16 protein-coding genes and 2 tRNA genes are annotated in these 18,806 nt (G+C 50.9%); 5 read left to right on the forward strand and 13 right to left on the reverse strand.

All coding sequences use genetic code 11. From position 1 onward, the window contains the following. The 11 genes from FWE06_08920 to FWE06_08970 all read right to left on the reverse strand — a co-directional run. Positions 1 to 1,419: fibronectin type III domain-containing protein (locus FWE06_08920; protein MCL2547289.1), on the reverse strand; the 1,419-nt coding region annotated here is incomplete at its 3' end. Beyond that, on the reverse strand, positions 1,383 to 2,249 hold the full coding sequence (locus FWE06_08925) for a copper amine oxidase N-terminal domain-containing protein (GenBank protein MCL2547290.1): 867 nt from the start codon (positions 2,247 to 2,249) through the stop codon (positions 1,383 to 1,385). The genes FWE06_08925 and FWE06_08920, both read right to left, overlap by 37 nt. A 569-nt stretch (positions 2,250 to 2,818) precedes the next feature. Beyond that, positions 2,819 to 2,893: transfer RNA gene (locus FWE06_08930), tRNA-Cys, on the reverse strand. Positions 2,894 to 2,952: 59 nt separating this feature from the next. Then, positions 2,953 to 3,027, reverse strand: a tRNA-Gly gene (locus FWE06_08935). A gap of 105 nt (positions 3,028 to 3,132) precedes the next feature. After that, positions 3,133 to 4,302: a hypothetical protein gene (locus tag FWE06_08940; protein MCL2547291.1), complete on the reverse strand. Its 1,170-nt coding sequence runs from the start codon at positions 4,300 to 4,302 to the stop codon at positions 3,133 to 3,135. Next, entirely contained in the window at positions 4,299 to 5,378 is a 1,080-nt protein-coding gene (locus FWE06_08945) for a GerAB/ArcD/ProY family transporter (GenBank protein ID MCL2547292.1), read from the reverse strand. Before FWE06_08945 ends, FWE06_08940 begins: the two co-directional genes overlap by 4 nt. Next, on the reverse strand, positions 5,375 to 6,904 hold the full coding sequence (locus tag FWE06_08950) for a spore germination protein (protein ID MCL2547293.1): 1,530 nt from the start codon (positions 6,902 to 6,904) through the stop codon (positions 5,375 to 5,377). The genes FWE06_08945 and FWE06_08950 overlap by 4 nt, the downstream gene beginning before the upstream one ends. Beyond that, the gene (locus FWE06_08955) at positions 6,901 to 7,077 is read right to left on the reverse strand and encodes a DUF3787 domain-containing protein (protein MCL2547294.1); all 177 of its coding nucleotides are present in this window, start codon (positions 7,075 to 7,077) and stop codon (positions 6,901 to 6,903) included. Before FWE06_08955 ends, FWE06_08950 begins: the two co-directional genes overlap by 4 nt. A gap of 163 nt (positions 7,078 to 7,240) precedes the next feature. Then, positions 7,241 to 8,032, reverse strand: a complete 792-nt coding sequence (locus FWE06_08960; protein ID MCL2547295.1) for an SDR family oxidoreductase — start codon at positions 8,030 to 8,032, stop codon at positions 7,241 to 7,243. Continuing rightward, positions 8,025 to 8,849 carry a CatB-related O-acetyltransferase gene (locus FWE06_08965; GenBank protein MCL2547296.1) on the reverse strand — a complete coding sequence of 275 codons (825 nt, stop codon included), beginning with the start codon at positions 8,847 to 8,849 and terminating at the stop codon, positions 8,025 to 8,027. Before FWE06_08965 ends, FWE06_08960 begins: the two co-directional genes overlap by 8 nt. After that, entirely contained in the window at positions 8,846 to 10,027 is a 1,182-nt protein-coding gene (locus FWE06_08970) for a pyridoxal phosphate-dependent aminotransferase family protein (GenBank protein ID MCL2547297.1), read from the reverse strand. Before FWE06_08970 ends, FWE06_08965 begins: the two co-directional genes overlap by 4 nt. A gap of 193 nt (positions 10,028 to 10,220) precedes the next feature. On the opposite strand from FWE06_08970, the gene FWE06_08975 reads away from it, so the two are divergent. The 5 genes from FWE06_08975 to FWE06_08995 are packed head-to-tail and all read left to right on the forward strand — an operon-like array spanning position 10,221 to position 14,300. Continuing rightward, on the forward strand, positions 10,221 to 11,162 hold the full coding sequence (locus FWE06_08975; GenBank protein ID MCL2547298.1) for an ABC transporter ATP-binding protein: 942 nt from the start codon (positions 10,221 to 10,223) through the stop codon (positions 11,160 to 11,162). A 1-nt stretch (position 11,163) separates the two neighbouring features. After that, a complete protein-coding gene (locus FWE06_08980; protein MCL2547299.1) occupies positions 11,164 to 11,934 on the forward strand; it encodes an ABC transporter permease in 771 nt (256 codons plus the stop codon). A 47-nt stretch (positions 11,935 to 11,981) separates the two neighbouring features. Beyond that, positions 11,982 to 12,620, forward strand: a complete 639-nt coding sequence (locus FWE06_08985) for an ABC transporter permease (GenBank protein MCL2547300.1) — start codon at positions 11,982 to 11,984, stop codon at positions 12,618 to 12,620. Then, positions 12,617 to 13,717, forward strand: coding sequence for a histidine kinase (locus tag FWE06_08990; protein MCL2547301.1), 1,101 nt, complete (start codon positions 12,617 to 12,619; stop codon positions 13,715 to 13,717). Before FWE06_08985 ends, FWE06_08990 begins: the two co-directional genes overlap by 4 nt. After that, the gene (locus tag FWE06_08995) at positions 13,698 to 14,300 is read left to right on the forward strand and encodes a response regulator transcription factor (GenBank protein ID MCL2547302.1); all 603 of its coding nucleotides are present in this window, start codon (positions 13,698 to 13,700) and stop codon (positions 14,298 to 14,300) included. The genes FWE06_08990 and FWE06_08995 overlap by 20 nt, the downstream gene beginning before the upstream one ends. A 4-nt stretch (positions 14,301 to 14,304) precedes the next feature. On the opposite strand, the gene FWE06_09000 is transcribed toward FWE06_08995, so the two are convergent. Together FWE06_09000 and FWE06_09005 are read right to left on the reverse strand one after the other, a co-directional pair. Beyond that, entirely contained in the window at positions 14,305 to 17,880 is a 3,576-nt protein-coding gene (locus tag FWE06_09000) for a hypothetical protein (protein ID MCL2547303.1), read from the reverse strand. A 14-nt stretch (positions 17,881 to 17,894) separates the two neighbouring features. Then, positions 17,895 to 18,740 (reverse strand): class C sortase, encoded by an 846-nt coding sequence (locus FWE06_09005; protein ID MCL2547304.1) that lies wholly within the window; start codon positions 18,738 to 18,740, stop codon positions 17,895 to 17,897. Positions 18,741 to 18,806 lie beyond the last annotated feature (66 nt).

Here is an 18,806-nt window from a genome sequence, read left to right on the forward strand (position 1 = left end):
CCCCGTTTGCTGTGCCGTAACACGCCCATTTTGGTCAACCGTTGCCACATTCGTGTTCCACGAGTGCCATACTAACCCACCGGGCAGTGTTGCGTTAGAGGGAATCGGCGAGGTTGATAACGTGCGGGCATCGCCAACCGTCATGCGATTATTCAGGGGCAAGTTGCCGATGGCTATGCCCGTCAGCGGCGGCCGTGCTGTCGTAAAATTCCCTACCGCGTTTCTTTCGGAGTATCCCCACGGGCTATGTGCCACTACACGGAACGTATACGCTGTGTTGGCTGCCAGCCCCGTTACCCTGTAGTGTGTTACATTGCCCGGCCTTACATCGTGTACCCTCGTATTGCCGCGATAGACATATACCGTAAAACCGTTCGCACCATCGGGGCGCGCCCATGTTAAAGTTGCGGCATTGTGTGCGATGCTGTGGGCGATTAGACTGTGCGGGATCCGCGGACGGACATTGAATGTCCAGTTCTCCACAACTTGATTGTTTTGATAGGCATTGTCCGCGCGAAGTGTTAGCCTATATGCCCCGGGATGCAGGTGCGGCAGATGATTGTGTGTACAAAACGTTGTGCCTGTCACTGTATAGCGACGGTTGCCGGTGTTCAGCGTTGTGACCGGCGTTGTGACACCTGCCAGCGCCGGTATGGTGTTGCCAAAGCGGTTACGCACCGGATTCCCGTTAGGGTCAGTGATGTATAATCGCATAGTCGTCGGGTTTAGCCACGATTCTATACCACCAACAATTTGTGGGTGATTGCCGTCAACAAAGCTTTCAGGGACAGGGCGATTACCGCTCCACCAAATGAATGATGCCGTGCGTAATGAAAAAGCCTGTAGCCTAAAATCATGTGTTGCACCAGATGCGTCTGTAGCGCGAAGTACGAACTGGTAGCCTCTGTCCACAGGCAAATCTTGCAAACGCCCCTCAACGGCAAAGCGTTGTGTGGTTTGGTTTCCGATCCAATATTCCGCCCCCGAAACGCTGCGTGAGTGGACCGAATAATGACTCGGCACACCCGGGGGCGCATCCAGCCAATCAAAGAACGTCACAATGCTAACCAGCGGATAATTGGACTGTACCGTGCCGGTGAGCAAAATGGTTTGGTTGCGCGTTTGCCGATAATGTGGGTGTGTATAACCCACCCACCGTAAAGTAGATGGCGGTGCAAAAACCTGTACCGTGGCTGTGTTGGATGTCACACCACCGGCTGTGGCAGTTACAGGAACATTCTGTGCACCGCCGGCAATCATTTGGGCTATCGTCCGCCGCACAAGCAGAACACCGGGCCGTTGTGTCGGGTTGTAAAACCACGCTACGTCTGCATTGTTCGATTGCCATGTTACTATTCTGTTTGTTGCGTTGAACGGTTCGATCATTGCCGACATCTGACGTGTTGTGCTAAACGACATGTCAATCGTGGCGTTTTCAGGTGTAACGCGCACGCGCGTAACAGGCACATACAAATTTGCGGCACTGAGATGATAAAACGGCGCATCAATTGTCCTAAGCCCGTAAGCTGCGTGGCTATAAGGATGGTATGGTTTGTGCCTCCCCACAAAGGAGCAGGGAATCCCAAGGCTTCAAGAACAACTCGCGCGGGAATCATCGTGTTATTATTCACCAGTATAGCCGGAACCGGCAAAACAAGAGGCATAGTCACGCCATTTTGTGTGCGTGTGGCCGCCTTAGAACCAATGGGCATGGTGACGGTGATTCCACGATATGTCATGGTTGCCGTTTGAGTTTGGGTATTAAATGCGGGCGTTATGCCCAGACGCTGTGATACAAATCCGGCGGGAACTACCACATGACCCGAAATAGGCATAGGATTCACATGAGGCACTATCTCGACATCACGCAAGATATTAGAAGATAAATCATTATCCTCTGCGAAAATATCCAGCATCGGCAAAGCAGAGCCTTCCGCAACAAAATCCGGCGGCAATGAATTGTCTGCCCTGTCACTCGAGTAAGTTGAATTTAAGTCGGTATTTTCAGGAATAATATGAGGCTTTTCAATGTTACTCCACATTACACCGCTGGGGTTCACTACAGTACGTACCCGTGCTTGATTAGAATTGACTCGCATTTCAATAAGAACCGGGCTACTAGTTTGTGCCTCGACAATTGCCGCTTCGTCAAGTATAGTTGCCCCCACATTCGGCATACCTATTACCATAATCGGCAACAGCATACATACAACTATGCAAACGGACAAAATCTTTCGTAATTTTATCATATGTACGTCTCCTTGGCGTTGTGCACCTGCCATTCTATGTTTAGTGCCGCAACAAAAAGACCGCACGAAACTCAGCCTAGCTTAACCCTAGTGTTTCGTGCGTATTGCACTTGTTTCATGTAAACCACATCTTTCAGGTGGATTTGCAAATTGTGCCCTCAGTATAGCATAGGGAATATTTGGCTGTCAAGTGCTTTGTTGCCCGTTCATAGCTTGATATTTTTCACTTTACTACATATTATTAGTTGTGTATGACCCATAATCTGAAATTAATATTCACGCGCTGTTGGCATTGTACTCTTCTAAACTCGTGCATGACTATATCACAGTTTCTCTTTCTCTTTCGCACTTTGACATATAGACCCCAACCTGTGATAATGAAATGTAGATAGCTGCCTTTTTATAGTCAACACAAGGGCAATAGGTTCGAACGTACCTATGCTGTTGTGCTGTTCACGAGAATGCGAAACGATGACTATATCAAGCGCATAAAAAACTATAAGGTGTCAACTGCTATTATTAAAACATAAAAACAACCCTGCAACCATTGCGGCTACAGGGTTGTTCTATGGAGGCGCCACCCGGATTTGAACCGGGGAATCGAGGTTTTGCAGACCTCTGCCTTACCACTTGGCTATGGCGCCGTCGTCGAACTAAGCAAGAAACAAAATATGTACGGGGAGCTTTTATCAAAGCTCCCCCATGGAGCGGGAGACGGGATTTGAACCCGCGACTTTCACCTTGGCAAGGTGACACTCTACCACTGAGTCACTCCCGCATTACAAGGTGATATTATAGCCCATGTATTCCCGTTTGTCAACCCCTAATTTGTCATGCCTCACAATGCTCACAGTCGACAAAATCTCATGGACTTTAACAGTTTCTATTGTATTTGCCCAGACTGCGTCACTCTTGCCTCAACCCACACATCCAGTTCCGCCGCGCGCCAATCGACTTCCGCGCGTCTCCCGCGCCGTAACAGCTTACGCCCAAAGCCCAGCGCATCGGCGCCGCGCTCTATATACAGTGTATGCAGCACCAAAAGCACCTCGTGCTTGATTGCTTCCCCGTATTGTTCGCTGATTTTCATCAAATCAACATTACCTTGCAAATCAATCAACTGCCCCTCAACTTCCACATTCACACGCAGAATCGGCACATTTCCATCCAGGCTCACCGACAATCTATTCTTACGCCGCAAGGTTTGTACCCCCGCCCGCGCATTGTTGCCAAGCGGCACGGTATGCACGTCACGCCCATGTCCCGATAACAATAATTGCGTCATCGGAATGCTGACTTCCGGCGACAAATTCGCCGCATATCTGCCATCTTGCAACAACGCCGCGCCGGATAGAATAAGACTATCGCTAGGGTCAACACCCATCTCTCCCTCCTCTTCATTTTGTTGGTCTTCGCCGCCGTGCGGCTTGTTCTCACTCGCTTGCCCATGCATCTCAGGGTCAGGTGCTTTGCGCTCGAAGATGGGGATGGTCAATGCTGTTGTGCTGTCGTATAAATGCATGGCAATGTCCAGTGCAATCGGCGTAATAAACAACCCCGCCTCACGCCCAAATGCCGCCATTTCATACAGTGCCATCGCGGGGTCAACGGCGTTATGCATACTGTTGGTCAGCACTTCGCCAATATCGCCATCATAGACATAAACGCGCGCCGATAATTGCGTTTCGTGACTGCGCATATAGAAATCAATAATATCGTGCAGCCCTTCACGTAGCGCCGATTTTCCCAGCACCAACACGCGATTGCGACTGAGGTTGATGAAGCGAGGAAAATCTTTGCGCATATTGTACATTGCATTGGACAGGCTTTTGCCTGTGGCGTTTATAATAGCCGGCATATCCGGTTCATTCTCCTCGGCTTGCCCGCCGGAACGCTCGGGGTTGAGAATGCTGGCATACACTCGGTAATGACCGTCTTGATAGTCCACTGCCATAGCAAGCACAAAGATGTTGTCGGTGACTTGGCGTTGCATCATACAGCCCGAGGGTAATAGTAAAATTAACATGAAGCAACACACTAGAAACCGCTTCATGCTCCCACATCCTTTCGCTTAACAACTGTTCCAAACATAGCCACCAACGGCACTCCCACGCCAACAACGAGAAACGCCCAACCTGCCCACCGCAACGCCGCCTCATATCGATACAAACTATCATGCAAATTCAATCCCCACGATGCCGCCGCGGCAACAGCCGCCGTTCCGCCGACAATGATGCTCTTACGCCAATTAGGCGCAAAATACCGCACAATCAGCATCACGGCAACGAGCATTACGGCAATTTGCACCAAATGTCCCAACAACCATACCACAGCCATGACAACATTGGGGTGAAAAAAAGTCAAGTCATTACGGAGCGACGCCATCGTATAAAACGGAAAAAGCAACGTTTGCGCGAAGCTGCCGAACACCGTGACCAGCATATAAGCGACAATGACAGTAATCGCCGCTGCTACAGCAGCGTAAACAATCATTGCCTTGCCCAGACTCCCCTTGACTTGTGGCAAAAACAACCCAATTGCAGCTACAGCAGCATTTGCGGAAAGGTTGCGCAACACGCCAATGTTAAACGGTGTGAGCGTTCCGCGTGCCAGCATATCAGCATGAGAGAACTGCCGCGAGAGAAAAACAATTAAACCAAACGCCAACAACAAAATCGGCGCCAGAATCACCGCTGCCCGCGCCAATGCCTCTGAGCCGCGACATGCCAAATAGACGCACGCCAGCAACAAAATCACTGTCAGCCAACGCACAGAAATGGTTGGGTTGATGGCCGTTCGCGCAAAATATCCGAATCGTGCATCATATAAAGCCGTCATAAACACAAAATAGACAATCATGCCAATGCCCGCAAGTGCAGCAAACGCAATGCCATATATGCGGTGTAGCACTTGCAACACATTCTCTTCCGGCGCAAAATGTCGTAAAATAATCACAGGCAGCAACAACATGAGCAGTCCGAGCGAACTTAACACTGCGTTGGCAAGCAACGCGGTGTCCATACGTGCCTCGGCAAATGTTTCTGTGAAAATCACGCTTAATCGCGTGACGATCAACAACGCGAAAAGCTGCTGCGCGCTGATTGTTTTGGTTTTGACAGCTTGATTCATTGCGGTTTCTCGCTCCCTGTCATATCGGTCGGAATTTCCGTACTCTTACCCAAACTGCGCCAATTTGCACGGAACAGCGTGTCGCGCTGCCCCAGCAATGTAAACGGCGATAGCGGTGCGCCGAAAGGTACGCCAAATTCGCGCACGCCTGTGATGTTGACCAGTGTCAGCAAGAAGAGGATAGCTACGCCATAAATGCCAAAAATGCCTGCAGCAATGATAAAAATCAGCCGCAACACGCTCAATGGCTCATATAACCCCGGAACAACAAATGATCCGACGGCGGTAATGGCAACCAGCAGCACCATCGGCGCGGTAATCAAGCCCGCCTGCACCGCCGCTTCACCCAACACCAACGCCCCAACAAGGCTGACAGCACTTCCGATGGCTTTCGGCATACGGATGCCCGCCTCGCGTATAACTTCAAAAATGATGTGAATCAACAACGCCTCAACAACGAGCGGAAACGGCGTTGCCGTCTCGCCCTGCGACACCAGCATAAGCATGGGCTCAGGGAATAGCGCAGGGTGAAATGTGCCCAGCGCAACATATAGTCCCGGCAAAATCAACGTAATCCAAAACGTAGACATCTTCAACACGCGCAAGAAAAGGCTATAAAATGGCGGGTAAGCGTAATCATCAACTGTCTGGAAATTTTCGTGAAATAATTGCGGTACGTATAACGCAAATGGCGTTCCATTAACCATGATGCCAACGCGCCCTTCAGCCAGTTTATTCAGCAACACATCGGGGCGATCGGTCTTGCCTACAGCTTGAAAGAATCCATTGGGGCGATCGGTCAAAAAGTCACGCAAGTGACTGGAATCAAGCAACATTTGCAAGTCGGCTTTTTGCAGCCGTTCCTTTACTTGCGTCACCATCCACGCCGGTACAACGCCGTCAATGTATGTGATGGCCACGCGCGTTCGGCTACGCTTGCCGATGGTGATAAAATCGAAATGCAGTGCCGTATCACCCATGCGTCGACGCAGAATACTCATATTGAGCGGCAACACCTCGTTAAACGACTCACGTGGACCGTTGATGGTTACTTCATTTTGACTTTCGCTCAATCCGCGCACGATAAAACCTTGTAATCCAATGGAAAGTGCACTTGTGCCGCCATCAACAAGAATAATCAAAAATCCATTGGCCATAAAGGTAATCGCCTTATCCACATCCTCGGCCGCTTGCAACTCGCCGCTCATAAGCACTTTATCTTCGAGGTGTTGCAATAAATCATCGCCCTTATGCCCACCATTGCCCATCGCCATCATGGGCATAAGGATGGATGTCGTGATAGCCGTGCGGTCGAGCAGGTTTTCCAAATGTAACAACACCACCTTTTGGTCACCCACCGTCACGCGGCGGACAATCAGCTCATCGGAATTATGATAAAGACCTTTGAACAGCTCGACACATTCATCCAACTTTGTCGGGAACTGTTGAGTCGGTGCGGGCGTTACCCCCAATTCCGGCGACATGAATCGCTCAGCAATCTTTTGCCGCAAAGGTTGTATGCTCATAGCTTACTGCCCTGCTCGACCCACGCTTTGGCTTGCTCAACGGCTTCGACGGAAGGTTGGGTCGTCTTACTGTCAGGCTCTACGCGCGAAACTTCGGCGGACGGCAACGTAATATGACGCCCCGGCGTATGCAAACAACCACAGGTTTTGCAATGGATTTGTTGATCGGTCATAGTGGTGACTCCTTTGTGGACTGTCACACTCCCTCAGAGAGGGTGACCCCGCGAAAAATACAGCCTCCCGCTACGAGGAGGTGGCGGCGAATCCGTCGGAGGGAGTGTATACACAAATAAAAATTGACTTCGATGCTAGTGTTTGCACCGAAGTCAATTTTTATCATTGTAAATATTTCCGTTTGAGAATCCGCTCGACCAGCCTATACGGCAAAATTGCTTTTGCTGCACATAACAATTTGTAATCAACGCCAACAACTATACGTGCTGGCATTTTTTTTCTTCGACACAACTTGGCAATCAACTTGGCCGCCTTTTCAGGGCTGTCGCCACATGCTTCGTCTTTTTCCATCACACCAACAGCGTGATTCATGGCCTCTTGGTACTCTTGCATGAGCGTTTCGGCAAAAATTCTAGCCTCGGCAAAGTTAGTATTTGTATCGCCCGGCTCGACAACCGCCACTTGAATGCCAAACGGTGCCAGTTCCAGCCGCAGCGATTGATACAATCCCGCAATGGCAAATTTTGATGCCGAATAGAAGCCTTGAAACGGAATGGCGATATGCCCTGCAACACTGCCGAGTTGGATAATTTTGCCTGACGTTTGAACTCGCATAATCGGCAACACTGCCCGCAACACACGCACACTGCCGTTGAAATTAACATCCATCTGCCGCGCAATCTCATCGTCACTGTTGGCTTCAACCGCACCGGCAATGCCGAACCCTGCCGATTGAATGACAATATCAAGCCGTCCTTCGCGCGCAATGATTGTCTGCACGACTGCATCAACTTGCGCTTGATCGGTAACATCAGCTTGCAAGTAGTTGATAGCATCATGCACCACTTCACGCCGCGCAACACCGTAAACCGTATAACCTCTGTTACATAGCAATTTGGCAGTTTCTAACCCAATGCCGGATGACGCACCGGTGATTAAAACAATTTTACTCATGTCCAAACCGCTCCATAAACTCTTCCGGCGACAACAATGTATCGATGTTGGCGTTGATTTCACCTTGGCTCCAATGCCACCACTGCACGCGCTGCAAAACCTCAATCATTTCAGGCGTAAAACGATACCGTTTTACCTTTGCCGGCACGCCAACCACAACAGCATACGACGGCACGTCTTCCAGCACCACCGCGCCTGCGCCGATAATCGCGCCATCGCCGATACTTGTCACTTTTGACGAGTTGATAAAGGCGTTAGCGCCAATCCACACGTCATTGCCGATGGTTATTTTCGGCTTGCCTTGCGCGTACGGGTGCTTGGGGTCAACTTTATGCCGCGCAATAAACTTCGCCCTGTTCTCAATTGTACAAAAATGTTCGATGTCATCACTGGTCGTGACCATATCCATTTGGTGGTCACAGCCGATATCCGCCGAGCCATTGATAGAAGTGAAATGCCCGATGCGCTCAACAAAACCATATCGACACGCAGCCACAATGCCTTGACTGAGATACGTCTGCCTACCCACGGGAACGCCGTGACATTCCCATTCAAAAGGCAACTCACCGCCCTCATCGGCAAAGTTTGTGCAGTCATACGTCTCGTAAAACGCCTTGCTCTGCTCGTCCTGTTCAAAATCGTTGTCATCGTCATTATTGACGGAGACAACGTAATGCTTGCTTGGGTCAACAATATCGGCGACGTGCCAATTGTAACCCTGCAACACACGCAAAAGCCGCCGTGTCGGCGTCCCCCATACGGCAATCTCCCGCCCATTCAGATAGCGTTCCAGCACTTGCTCTAATCGAGTTCTCATACCAGCCCCAACTGCTTAAACACAACCTCAAACCCATCTAATGCAAAATCCAACTGCTCTTTGGTCAGCGTCGCCGTATAACTCGTGCGCAAAATCGAATGTCCCTCTTCCACTGCCGGCGAAACCACAGGATTGACATACACGCCCGCCCGCAGCAGCTCTCGCGAGGCCACAAATGCCATTTCATCTGTGCCGATTTCCACAGGAATAATCGGCGCTTGGCTCGGTGTAGTGCGAATATTTAATCGTTCAAACCCATGCCGCATGTAGTCAGCATTGTCATTGACCTGCCGCACCAACTGCGGCTCAGCCTGCATAATTTCCAACGCCTTGCGCACTGCCGCGACATTTGACGGCGGCATGGATGCACTGAATATATACGGCCGCGACATATGGCGTATGTACTCGCACACCACACGCGGTGCCGCCATAAAGCCGCCTAAGCTGGCAAACGATTTGCTAAATGTCCCCATCAGCACGTCAATTTTGTCGTATAGCCCAAAATGCTCACCCACACCGCGCCCGCAAGCGCCCATCGTACCGATCCCGTGGCTGTCGTCAACCATAATACGCGCATCATATCGCTCGGCCAACTCAACGATTTTGGGTAAATTACACAAGTCGCCCTCCATAGAAAACACGCCATCAACAACGATCAATTTGCCTCGGTCAGACTTAGCGTCTTTAAGCTTTTGTTCAAGTCCATCCATATCGTTGTGCGCATACTTCTGCACTTTCGCAAATGACAGCCGCGCCGCGTCATACAACGAGGCGTGGTTCTTGTTGTCAAAAAATATCACATCATGCATCCCGCACAACGCGCTCAAAATACCCAAGTTGGCTTGAAACCCTGTCGAGAACGTCACACAATCTTCATAGCCGAAAAAGGCGGCCAATTCGCGTTCCAAATCGTTGTGCAGCGTCAGCGTACCGTTGAGATGACGTGAACCCGAGCAGCCCGAGCCAAACTCCTCCAACGCTTCACGCGCCGCCGCGATAACGCGATCGTCAGCCGTCAAACCTAAATAGTTGTTTGAACCCAGCATAATGGTACGCCGCCCGCCCATCATTACCTCAGAGTGCTGGCGAGTGCTGATTTCATGCGCGAAAGGATAAATATCGGCGGCTCTCGCCTCTTCGGCCGCCGTGAAAGCACGGCATTTTGCAAATACGTCCATGGAGTCAATCACTTCTTTCAATTTGGTTGTCTTAAACAGTATACAACAAATCAAAGAAAAGCACAACCTCCCAAACAGCCTGTTGAGTATCACCCTGAAATTATGTTATAATCATGACAAATGTCACTACCGCACACCGCAATCTTTGGCTATACTAAAAATACAAAATAACCTTTCAGGAGGAATACACATCATGATCGCCAACATCAAAAATGTCGTCAAACGCTACGGCGACACCACTGCGCTAGATCACTTAAATCTCGACGTCGCCGAGGGCGAAATCCTCGGCCTGCTCGGCCCCAATGGTGCCGGCAAAACCACTGCCATTCGCGTACTCTGCGGTCTCGTTGACGCCGATGCCGGCGAAGTGCAAGTCTTCGGCCAGCGCCAAAGTGTGCGCAACCTCAGCCCTCGCCACGACATCGGGCTTGTCACTCAAGAAATCACTGTTTTCAAAGACCTCTCAGCTATTGAAAACCTGCGCTACTTCGGCGGCCTCTACGGCCTGCGCGGCGCCGAACTGGACACCAACGTCAAAGAAATGCTGGAATTTGTCGGGCTCACCGAGCGCGCAAAAAAACGCCCCGGCACATTCTCAGGCGGTATGCAGCGTCGCCTAAATATCGCCTGCGCCCTCGTCCATAAACCAAAACTCGTTATCATGGACGAACCCACCGTCGGCATCGACCCGCAGTCGCGCAACCACATCTTGGAGTCGGTCAAGAAAATTGCCCAAAACGGCACAACAGTCGTATACACTTCCCACTATATGGAAGAAGTGCAAGCCATCTGCAACCGCATCGCCATCATGGACGCAGGGCGCGTCATTGCCGAAGGCAGTATCGACGAATTGATGAACCGCATCCAATACGAAGACCGTGTCCGGCTGCACGCCGCCACCCCGTCCGATTCACTGACCGAGGAACTGCGCGCCATTTCCGGCGTCAAGAGCGTCACAGTCAACGATGGCCACTACCTTATCATCTCCGGCGCCGGCAGCGGCAATATCAACCGTATTATGACTGTCGCACAGCGCCACACCAGCATCCTGTCAGTCTCCGAAGATAAGCCCAGTCTGGAAGACGTGTTTTTGACCCTCACCGGCAAGCGTCTGCGCGACGAAGGAGAGGTGTAATATGAGCCAATTTACACTGATTTTCACCCACTACCTCAAACGCGCCTTCCGCCACCCCGTCAATTTGTTGATATACATCGCCCTGCCTTTGGGATTGGCAGCGCTCAATATGCTGGGTGCCGTCGGTATGGTCGAATTGACTGAAGGTGCCGACGCAGTCACCGAAACCACCGCAATGGCAACCTTCCTCACCATGTTGTTTATGGTCGCCTTCCAGTTCTTCTCGGGCGAGCAGTTGATTTACAACATCTTCGATGACCTCAACCAAGGCGACATGCGCTGGCGGCTCGCCGCTACGCCCGTCCCCAAACGCGCCTTTGTCAACGGCATCGTTGCCGCCGGCTGGACGTTTAACATCATCCAAGGCATCGTCATTGTCGGCGTCATGGCGCTGGCATTCGGCATCTACTGGGGTAACTTGCTCATCCTTGTATCGGTATTCCTGCTTGTATCGGTTATGAGCCAGCTGCTCGCCGCGCTGATTGCACTGCTGAGCAAAACGCGCAAAACGGCAACCATTGTCAGCAACATCATCTGCTTTGGCATGATGTTGCTGAGCGGCACACTCTTCATCCCGCTGGGCGACAGTCCCGTAGCAGAGTTTGTTATGCAATACAGTTCGCCTCTGCCCATCGCGTTCCGCGCCATCCTATACACTACCCCCGTCTTAGATAACATGAACCAAGCGATCATCAACCTCGGCATACTGGTCGCCGTCACCGTAGTATTGGCGGGCGCAGTCATGGCAGTGGGAAGGAGGCGAAAAGCTTGACCATTTTCCGTTATGCCCTGCTCCGCGGGCTTCGCACCCCCCTGTCTTTGATTTGCACCTGTATACTGCCCCTTGTGTTCTTGTTCGTCCGTCCCTTTTGGACAGACGGGAACATGAACGGCATCTCTTTTATCATGCTTTTCCTTATGAGCGGCGCATACTTGATGAGCTTGAGCATCTTGACTGACAAAGCCGACGGTGCCGTCATCCGCATTCTGGCAGCACCTATCACCACACGGCGGTATCTCATCGAAAACCTCTTGGCATGCATGGTCCCGCTCGTTGCGCAAACTGCCCTGATCTCGCTTTTGGGCATGGCACTGCACGGTTGGAGCCTCGCCCTTTCCTTCGCGCTTTTTCTGTGCTATACTGTACTCATATTGGCATCAGTCGCCATGGCATTCACCTGGCACTGCATCTTCAAGCGCAAAGAAAGCAGTGCCACTGGATTCAGCCTGCTATTGTTCTTGACTGCCTTCTTAGGTGGCGCGACATTCCCCGTCGAAGCCTTCCCCGGCATCTTGCAGTATATCGGCGCCATCTTCCCGGCATATTGGGCCATCCGCGGGCTGGAATCATTCATTGAAAACGGTGCCATGACGGCAACCTACTGGCTGTCTATCGGTGCTCTGTTACTCTTCACAGCGGCGTTCTTATTATACGGAGGAAAGCGCAGAATTGTATGAAACACCACGCACTGCCCAACATCTGTTTTTGGCTCTGTAAAGCCGCAGGGTTTGGCCTGTTGTTCGCTTTCTGGCTCGAAAGCGGCGCGATAACAGGCTTTTTCCTGTTTTTGTTTTTAATTGTCATGACGCTGCTGCGCTGGCGTTTTCCCATACTGAAACACACTGTAGCCTTAGACATGGCTGCCTGCATTCTCCTATCCGTAATATGGGGCTACCCACCATATTTTTTGGCATTGCCGCTTTTTTCCGCCATGTATTTAGGCGCTTTTTGGGTATCATCGGGCGGTCTGTACCTGCTTTTCGATCCCCATCCGCTCCTCGCTGCGCTGTATGCTCTCTCAGCATTATGCGGCCTATTTTTAGGGCTCTGGAAACGAGAACTGCACGAAAAGTTAAATGTCCGCGACACCGCGGCCGGTCGTTACTACGAACTCGAAAGCTTGCAAAACGAGCTGACCGCAACACTCGCACAGATCGAGCGTATGACCGCCGTCGCCGAGCGCACCCGCATCGCCCGCGACATACATGACAATGCCGGCCATGAGATCGTGGCCGCCTACATCTCCTTGCAAACAGCGCGCGCCATGATGGTCGCTGAAAACACCGAAGCGCTGGAGCTATACGACGCCGCACTGGAACGTCTCAATAGCGGCGCGGCCAAAATCCGCGAAACCGTCCACAACCTCTCAGCCGTCACATCGCTGGGTGTAGAGACGCTGCAAGACATCTGTCGCCGTTTCCCCTGCCCCAGCGTCACATTCCACGCTTACGGCGACACGACCAAAATACCCGTCTATATCTGGAATGTATTGGAAGCCTGTCTAAGTGAAAGCTTGACCAACATAGCTCGCCATACCGCCGCCACGCAGGTGTCAGTCAATCTGGACACAACGCCGCATATCGTGCGGCTTTGCATAGAAAATGACGGCGTGGCCGGACAGAGTAGCAAGCCGCCTGGCAGCGGCTTGCGAAATCTACGCCATCGTGCCGTCGCCATCGGCGGTAACCTTTCCATCGACGCAAACGAGGCGACTTTCCGCGTCGTCTGCGTTATTCCTTTCAAGGAGGATCCACATGAAACTGCTCATTGTTGACGACGACGCTCTCATCCGCAAAAGCTTATCACTCACCCTCGCACGCGAAAGTGACATCACTGTTGTTGGCACTGCTGCAGACGGCGCTGAGGCGTTAGAGTTATGCGAAACTCTTTCGCCCGACATTCTGCTGATGGACATCCGTATGCCCGGCATGGACGGCATCGCCGCCACACGCCTTATCAAGCAGCGCTGCCCGCACATCAGCATCATGATGCTGACCACCTTCGACGACAAGCCAAACATTCAACAGGCGCTCGCTGCAGGGGCTGACGGCTATCTTATCAAGACCGATAAAATCACGGCCATCGCCGGAAAGTTGCGCGTCATGCTCGACGGTGTCGGCGTGCTGGGTGCCGACGTATTGAAAAAACTTGCTGCACAAGAAAACCCCGCTTTGGCGCAACTGACCCAGCGGGAACGCGACATCGCACGCCTTGTAGCACAAGGGCTGACCAATAAAGACATTGCCGCGCAACTCTACCTCAGCGAGGGTACAGTGCGCAACAATATCGTTGTCATTATGGAAAAACTCAACGTCACCAACCGCACGCAGCTGGGCATCGCCTATTATCAGCAATAACTCCCTAATCTGCCTTGACCTTTCTGCGCTTTTTATGCACACCTTGATACCAAATCACAGCAACTGCGCCAATCACAACCAGCCCGCCCGCGATAAACAAGACCGTCCCCATGCCACCGGTCAGCGGAATGTCAAAACGGAACGGCTCATACCGATCATTGGGCACCATAATGCTGTCTGCAACCTGCTCGACCGCTTTATTGCCGAACGCTTCCAACTGTTCGGTCGTCGCCACGGTATAGGAGAACAGTGTAACCGGGTCAACCGGCTGGTAATATCCCGTCGGCGTTTCAACTTCCACTAGTGCATAAATCGCGTTGTGTGACGGTGTCAACCAAGGCGACGTAAACTGTGCATTGCCGGCGTCATCAGTTGTTCTCGATTCCATATAATAAAACGTCATCGTACCGACAGTAAAGGTCTGTGCAACCCCCTCAGGCGGAACAACCAATTGCCACCCATGGTACGCCACCCCGATGTACAGTGCAAACGTCGCATCAGGCAAGAATATGCTGCTGTCCAAGCTATCATACTTGTACAGCGCGATTGTGCTGCGGTTCGCGCTACCGCCGCCGGCTGCGCTCGTGACAACAAAACTTTCACTCACACGGTCCGAGAATCTGCCCGCCAACGTAACCTCGTTGGCGATGCTGACTGCCTCGCCCACATTGCCTCGAATCAAAACCTCATACTGAAGCCTTAACGGCACACTGTCCGGGAACACAAAGGTCACCTCGTTGCCACCCGTGACCGCAAAAGTCCAGAGCTCCCCGGACAAGGTCGGCACTTGTGTGAGCAGCTGTTCTTGCCATTCCCCTGCAACTTCTTGCAATACACGTATCGTTCCGAAATAAAGTGACAATGAGTCGCTCATTTGGTCAAGCACCTCGAACTGCCCGGTTGTCGTCAGCGTCCTCCCCTCAGGGTTTATCAAAATATCCACATGGGCAATATTGCCAACCAAATCCCACGTCTTATCGACGATTTTTGTCCCATACCTCAGTTGATACTCATCAGAAAAACTGCCGTCGCGCGTGGTGCTGTAAACGCTGGCAATATTTTGGTAGATTTGCTGGTCAAGTACATCAGTGTCCTTAATGCGCATTTGGTAGCGCACAACAATATCTCCACCCGAAGCGAACCAATTCGGCTCAGCAGGCTGCACACCATCGCCGACAATCCGCCGCATATACGGCGCAGAAAAATCAACTGTCATACGACTCATTGGTTCGTCATGTTCAATAAGCTGCAATATCGCGTCTGCCCCACCATCTGTGCGCGGCACAAAGCGGTCACCGCCGCGCTGTACGACAAGCGAGTCAGGCACGTATTCCATTCCGGAATCAAATTCATCAACAAACAATGCCGGCTGCCCCGGTAAAAACAAGTCGCGCCGCAAAAGAACAGTAAATTCAAAAGTATCCTCTGTACCCTCGACCGGTGCGGCTGATTTATGGATCGGCCAGTCAACAAATTCATGATCACGCGCAATTTCATGGAATCCTTGATTATTGATTTGATAAGCGAAAACCGCGTTCCTCACCTCGCCGAATGCGTCGCCGACAGGCGTTTGCCGCAAAACATCACCTATTGTGCTCATACCGTCAAATGCCGCTTCTTGTATGCCGTGTTCCAACAACCTTGCCGAGAGCGGCGTTTTGTATGTAATGGTGAGCAACGTATCTGCCGTAAAAGGCGAAAAGCTGTAAAGCTTGCTATCATCGCATATCCACCGGCCGTCGTGGTTATCGACCAGTTCTTCGACAAAAAACATCATCCAAACATTCTTGACATTCCAGTTAAGTTGAAACCGCGGATCACGGCTGTCTAACAAACTCCAATGGAATGGATCTGCCGCACCACCATCCAATCGCCGTGCCGTTACGGCAAAATCTTCGGGCTGGTTGACGGCTGTACCCCACACACGATGACCTTCACGATTGAGGTAAATAATGTCAAGGTAATCCTCAAACCATACCCGCTCACCATACAACGCACCGGGAACATAGAACTGAATCGTCCACTCAATATAGTCCTCTGTCAATTGATGGCTCTTTTCCATGCGAACGCCGGGCGGGTTGACAAACACGTCCCGCACAATATACGGGTCGCCCTCCAACCCCAGTTCCAGGCGATTTTCATACCGGCCGTCTGACGGATAGTTGCTGTAATCAATTTCGGCGTCATAGCGAATATACGCTGTATAGATATCGCGGCCGTGTAGCCCATCCGGCAGCGTAATTGTAAAGCCGGTTTTATCCAAGTAAACGGGAAAAGATACACTGTCAATAAAATGACCAATTTGATCATACAAGTAGACATCTACCGTGTTGGAGACAATACTCATGCCTGCGCTCAATGTATCGGTGACGGTCATGCCGTTCAACACCGTCAGCCCCTCGCCGATATTGACATGCCATTCAACCCGGCCATCACCACTTTGCGTTGACCATTTATTCATAAATCGCGTTGACACAACGAGCCAAATAAAATCCTCGTCAACCAGCTCGTCACCGACAACATTTTTGCCGCTGACAGCAACACCGTTTGAAAGGGCAAACTCATAGTTCAAGCGCGCCGACGACGCCTCTCCCCACGCTTGAATAAAAGGCTCGGCATCCAAAGTATAGGTAACTCTGATGCTTTCGCCGCGACTCAGTGTCACATCCGGGAAGTCAAGCACAAAGGAATTGCTCTCTCCGACCCAGGGAACAGGCGATATAACAAAAGGCTCTTCATCTCTGACCTGCACCGTGACTTGCGTAATAGCTGCACTCGCAAGCGCATAAGGCACAACATGTGTGCCGCCCAATGTGTCACGCAACGAGATGTCGCTGATGTCACTGCCATACGCACTGATAAGAACTTCATACTCAATGGTTTGTGTGCTCCTGTCATAGCCAAAATGTTTTTTTTGCACGTGAATACGTGTATCATACTCCGGCGGCCGCACCGTTACCGTCAACACCGTATTGTTTCCAAAATCAAAATCAATTGGACCTGCCGTCTCCTTAAACTGCGCTTGTAAATTGAGCGTGAATGTAACATCGGTATATTGGTCTAGCAAATTTATGCCGGGCGTAGGCTGGCCATGCCTGTCTACGTCATAAAACCTGACAAGCACTTCGCCGTCAGCGGCAACACTATAATGCCCAATTGTCTCATCGTTGGCGGCGCGGATTGGCGCTCCCGCCACAACATCCGGAACCAAAAACTCGGTCGGCAACTGATATCTCAAATAACCATCATCGCCATACTTAAATTGCAATGCTGTCGTTTCCCGAAAGGTAAATACAAATTCGTAATGCTCATACAACGTGACATTGCCGTCAGGCGGTATGATATTACCACTGTCATCTTTCAGCACAAGTTGATGCAAAAAATTCGCTAAATCCCATCTGTCTGCAACAGCTTCATACCCCTCCACAAGTGCTGTCACAGCCTCAGAAGCTTCATGCGCTTCTACGATACTTTCTCCACGATCTACGGAAGTTGCATAGACCGGCGATAAAGGAAGCAGCAGGCTCAGGCACAATACCACAGACAGCATTATTGCTGTATAACTTTTCTTTTTCATCATAGCCCCACCTTTCTCTACACCTGTGTGTCTTCCCTTTTTAATTTGCTTCTGCCTTTCCCGACCAAATAGAATATCAAAGTAAGCAAAAGCACAAGGCCAATTGCCACACCATTCACCAAGCGCCAGTTTGTTGTTCCGCTCATCAACGCAGTTTCGTCTGCCATGCCCACCTCATACGGAATCCTCGCGCCGCGCACCAAGAGCCTGTGTGTATTGACAGCATATGGCGTACAAGTTATCAGCGTCACAAAATCGGCACCTCTTTCCACGCGCAGAAACTCTATCTCATGCGGAAAAACCACCATAATTTGGTCGACTTGATAGGCTAACGTTTCATTTAATACCGTTATGAAAAACTGATCACCAATACTAAGTTCTTCCAGGTCTGTAAACATTCTGGCATTCGGCAATCCGGAATGTCCTGTTAAAATAGCATGCGTATTCATCCCCCCGACAGGGAAAGAAGTGCCTGGAACATGCCCTACGCCTCTATTCAAAACCTCTTTATCAATCATGTGAAGCACAGGCAAATGTACACCAATGATAGGTATTTCTATCTGAGCCATGATTCCGCTTATATTCAATGTCTTCAAATAATAATCAGACGACATCATGCCTGTATCTTCGGCGAAAGGATCTCGGATGTGACCACCATACAGCGCATCATTGTATTCTCGAGCCCGTCGCAAATGATTCTCTATCTCAGCCTCATCCATCTGGGCGATTTCTTCATTGAATTCCTGCAAAAGTCCGGCAAGAACTCTACAATTATACCACGTGCTCACGTAGGGATAAAATATGAGTCCAAATCCTATCATCAGCAAGACTACAATAAGGAGTATCAGTGTAAATTTCTTCATCTTTCACATTTCCTATAAAAGGCAAGGCAGAGGCGAAGCCCCTGCCCTCGCCATATCGGATGGCCA

This window comes from Oscillospiraceae bacterium (assembly GCA_009780275.1).
Taxonomy (GTDB): domain Bacteria; phylum Bacillota; class Clostridia; order Oscillospirales; family UBA929; genus WRAI01.

Bases quoted from the DNA above. Each gene is read 5' to 3' on its own strand.
- FWE06_08980 (MCL2547299.1), top strand. From the start codon at position 11,164: ATGAGCCAATTTACACTGATTTTCACCCACTACCTCAAACGCGCCTTC.
- FWE06_08940 (MCL2547291.1), bottom strand. From the start codon at position 4,302: ATGAAGCGGTTTCTAGTGTGTTGCTTCATGTTAATTTTACTATTACCC.
- FWE06_08945 (MCL2547292.1), bottom strand. From the start codon at position 5,378: ATGAATCAAGCTGTCAAAACCAAAACAATCAGCGCGCAGCAGCTTTTC.
- FWE06_08950 (MCL2547293.1), bottom strand. From the start codon at position 6,904: ATGAGCATACAACCTTTGCGGCAAAAGATTGCTGAGCGATTCATGTCG.
- FWE06_08975 (MCL2547298.1), top strand. From the start codon at position 10,221: ATGATCGCCAACATCAAAAATGTCGTCAAACGCTACGGCGACACCACT.
- FWE06_09005 (MCL2547304.1), bottom strand. From the start codon at position 18,740: ATGAAGAAATTTACACTGATACTCCTTATTGTAGTCTTGCTGATGATA.
- FWE06_09000 (MCL2547303.1), bottom strand. From the start codon at position 17,880: ATGATGAAAAAGAAAAGTTATACAGCAATAATGCTGTCTGTGGTATTG.
- FWE06_08990 (MCL2547301.1), top strand. From the start codon at position 12,617: ATGAAACACCACGCACTGCCCAACATCTGTTTTTGGCTCTGTAAAGCC.
- FWE06_08925 (MCL2547290.1), bottom strand. From the start codon at position 2,249: ATGATAAAATTACGAAAGATTTTGTCCGTTTGCATAGTTGTATGTATG.
- FWE06_08960 (MCL2547295.1), bottom strand. From the start codon at position 8,032: ATGAGTAAAATTGTTTTAATCACCGGTGCGTCATCCGGCATTGGGTTA.
- FWE06_08970 (MCL2547297.1), bottom strand. From the start codon at position 10,027: ATGGACGTATTTGCAAAATGCCGTGCTTTCACGGCGGCCGAAGAGGCG.
- FWE06_08955 (MCL2547294.1), bottom strand. From the start codon at position 7,077: ATGACCGATCAACAAATCCATTGCAAAACCTGTGGTTGTTTGCATACG.
- FWE06_08995 (MCL2547302.1), top strand. From the start codon at position 13,698: ATGAAACTGCTCATTGTTGACGACGACGCTCTCATCCGCAAAAGCTTA.
- FWE06_08965 (MCL2547296.1), bottom strand. From the start codon at position 8,849: ATGAGAACTCGATTAGAGCAAGTGCTGGAACGCTATCTGAATGGGCGG.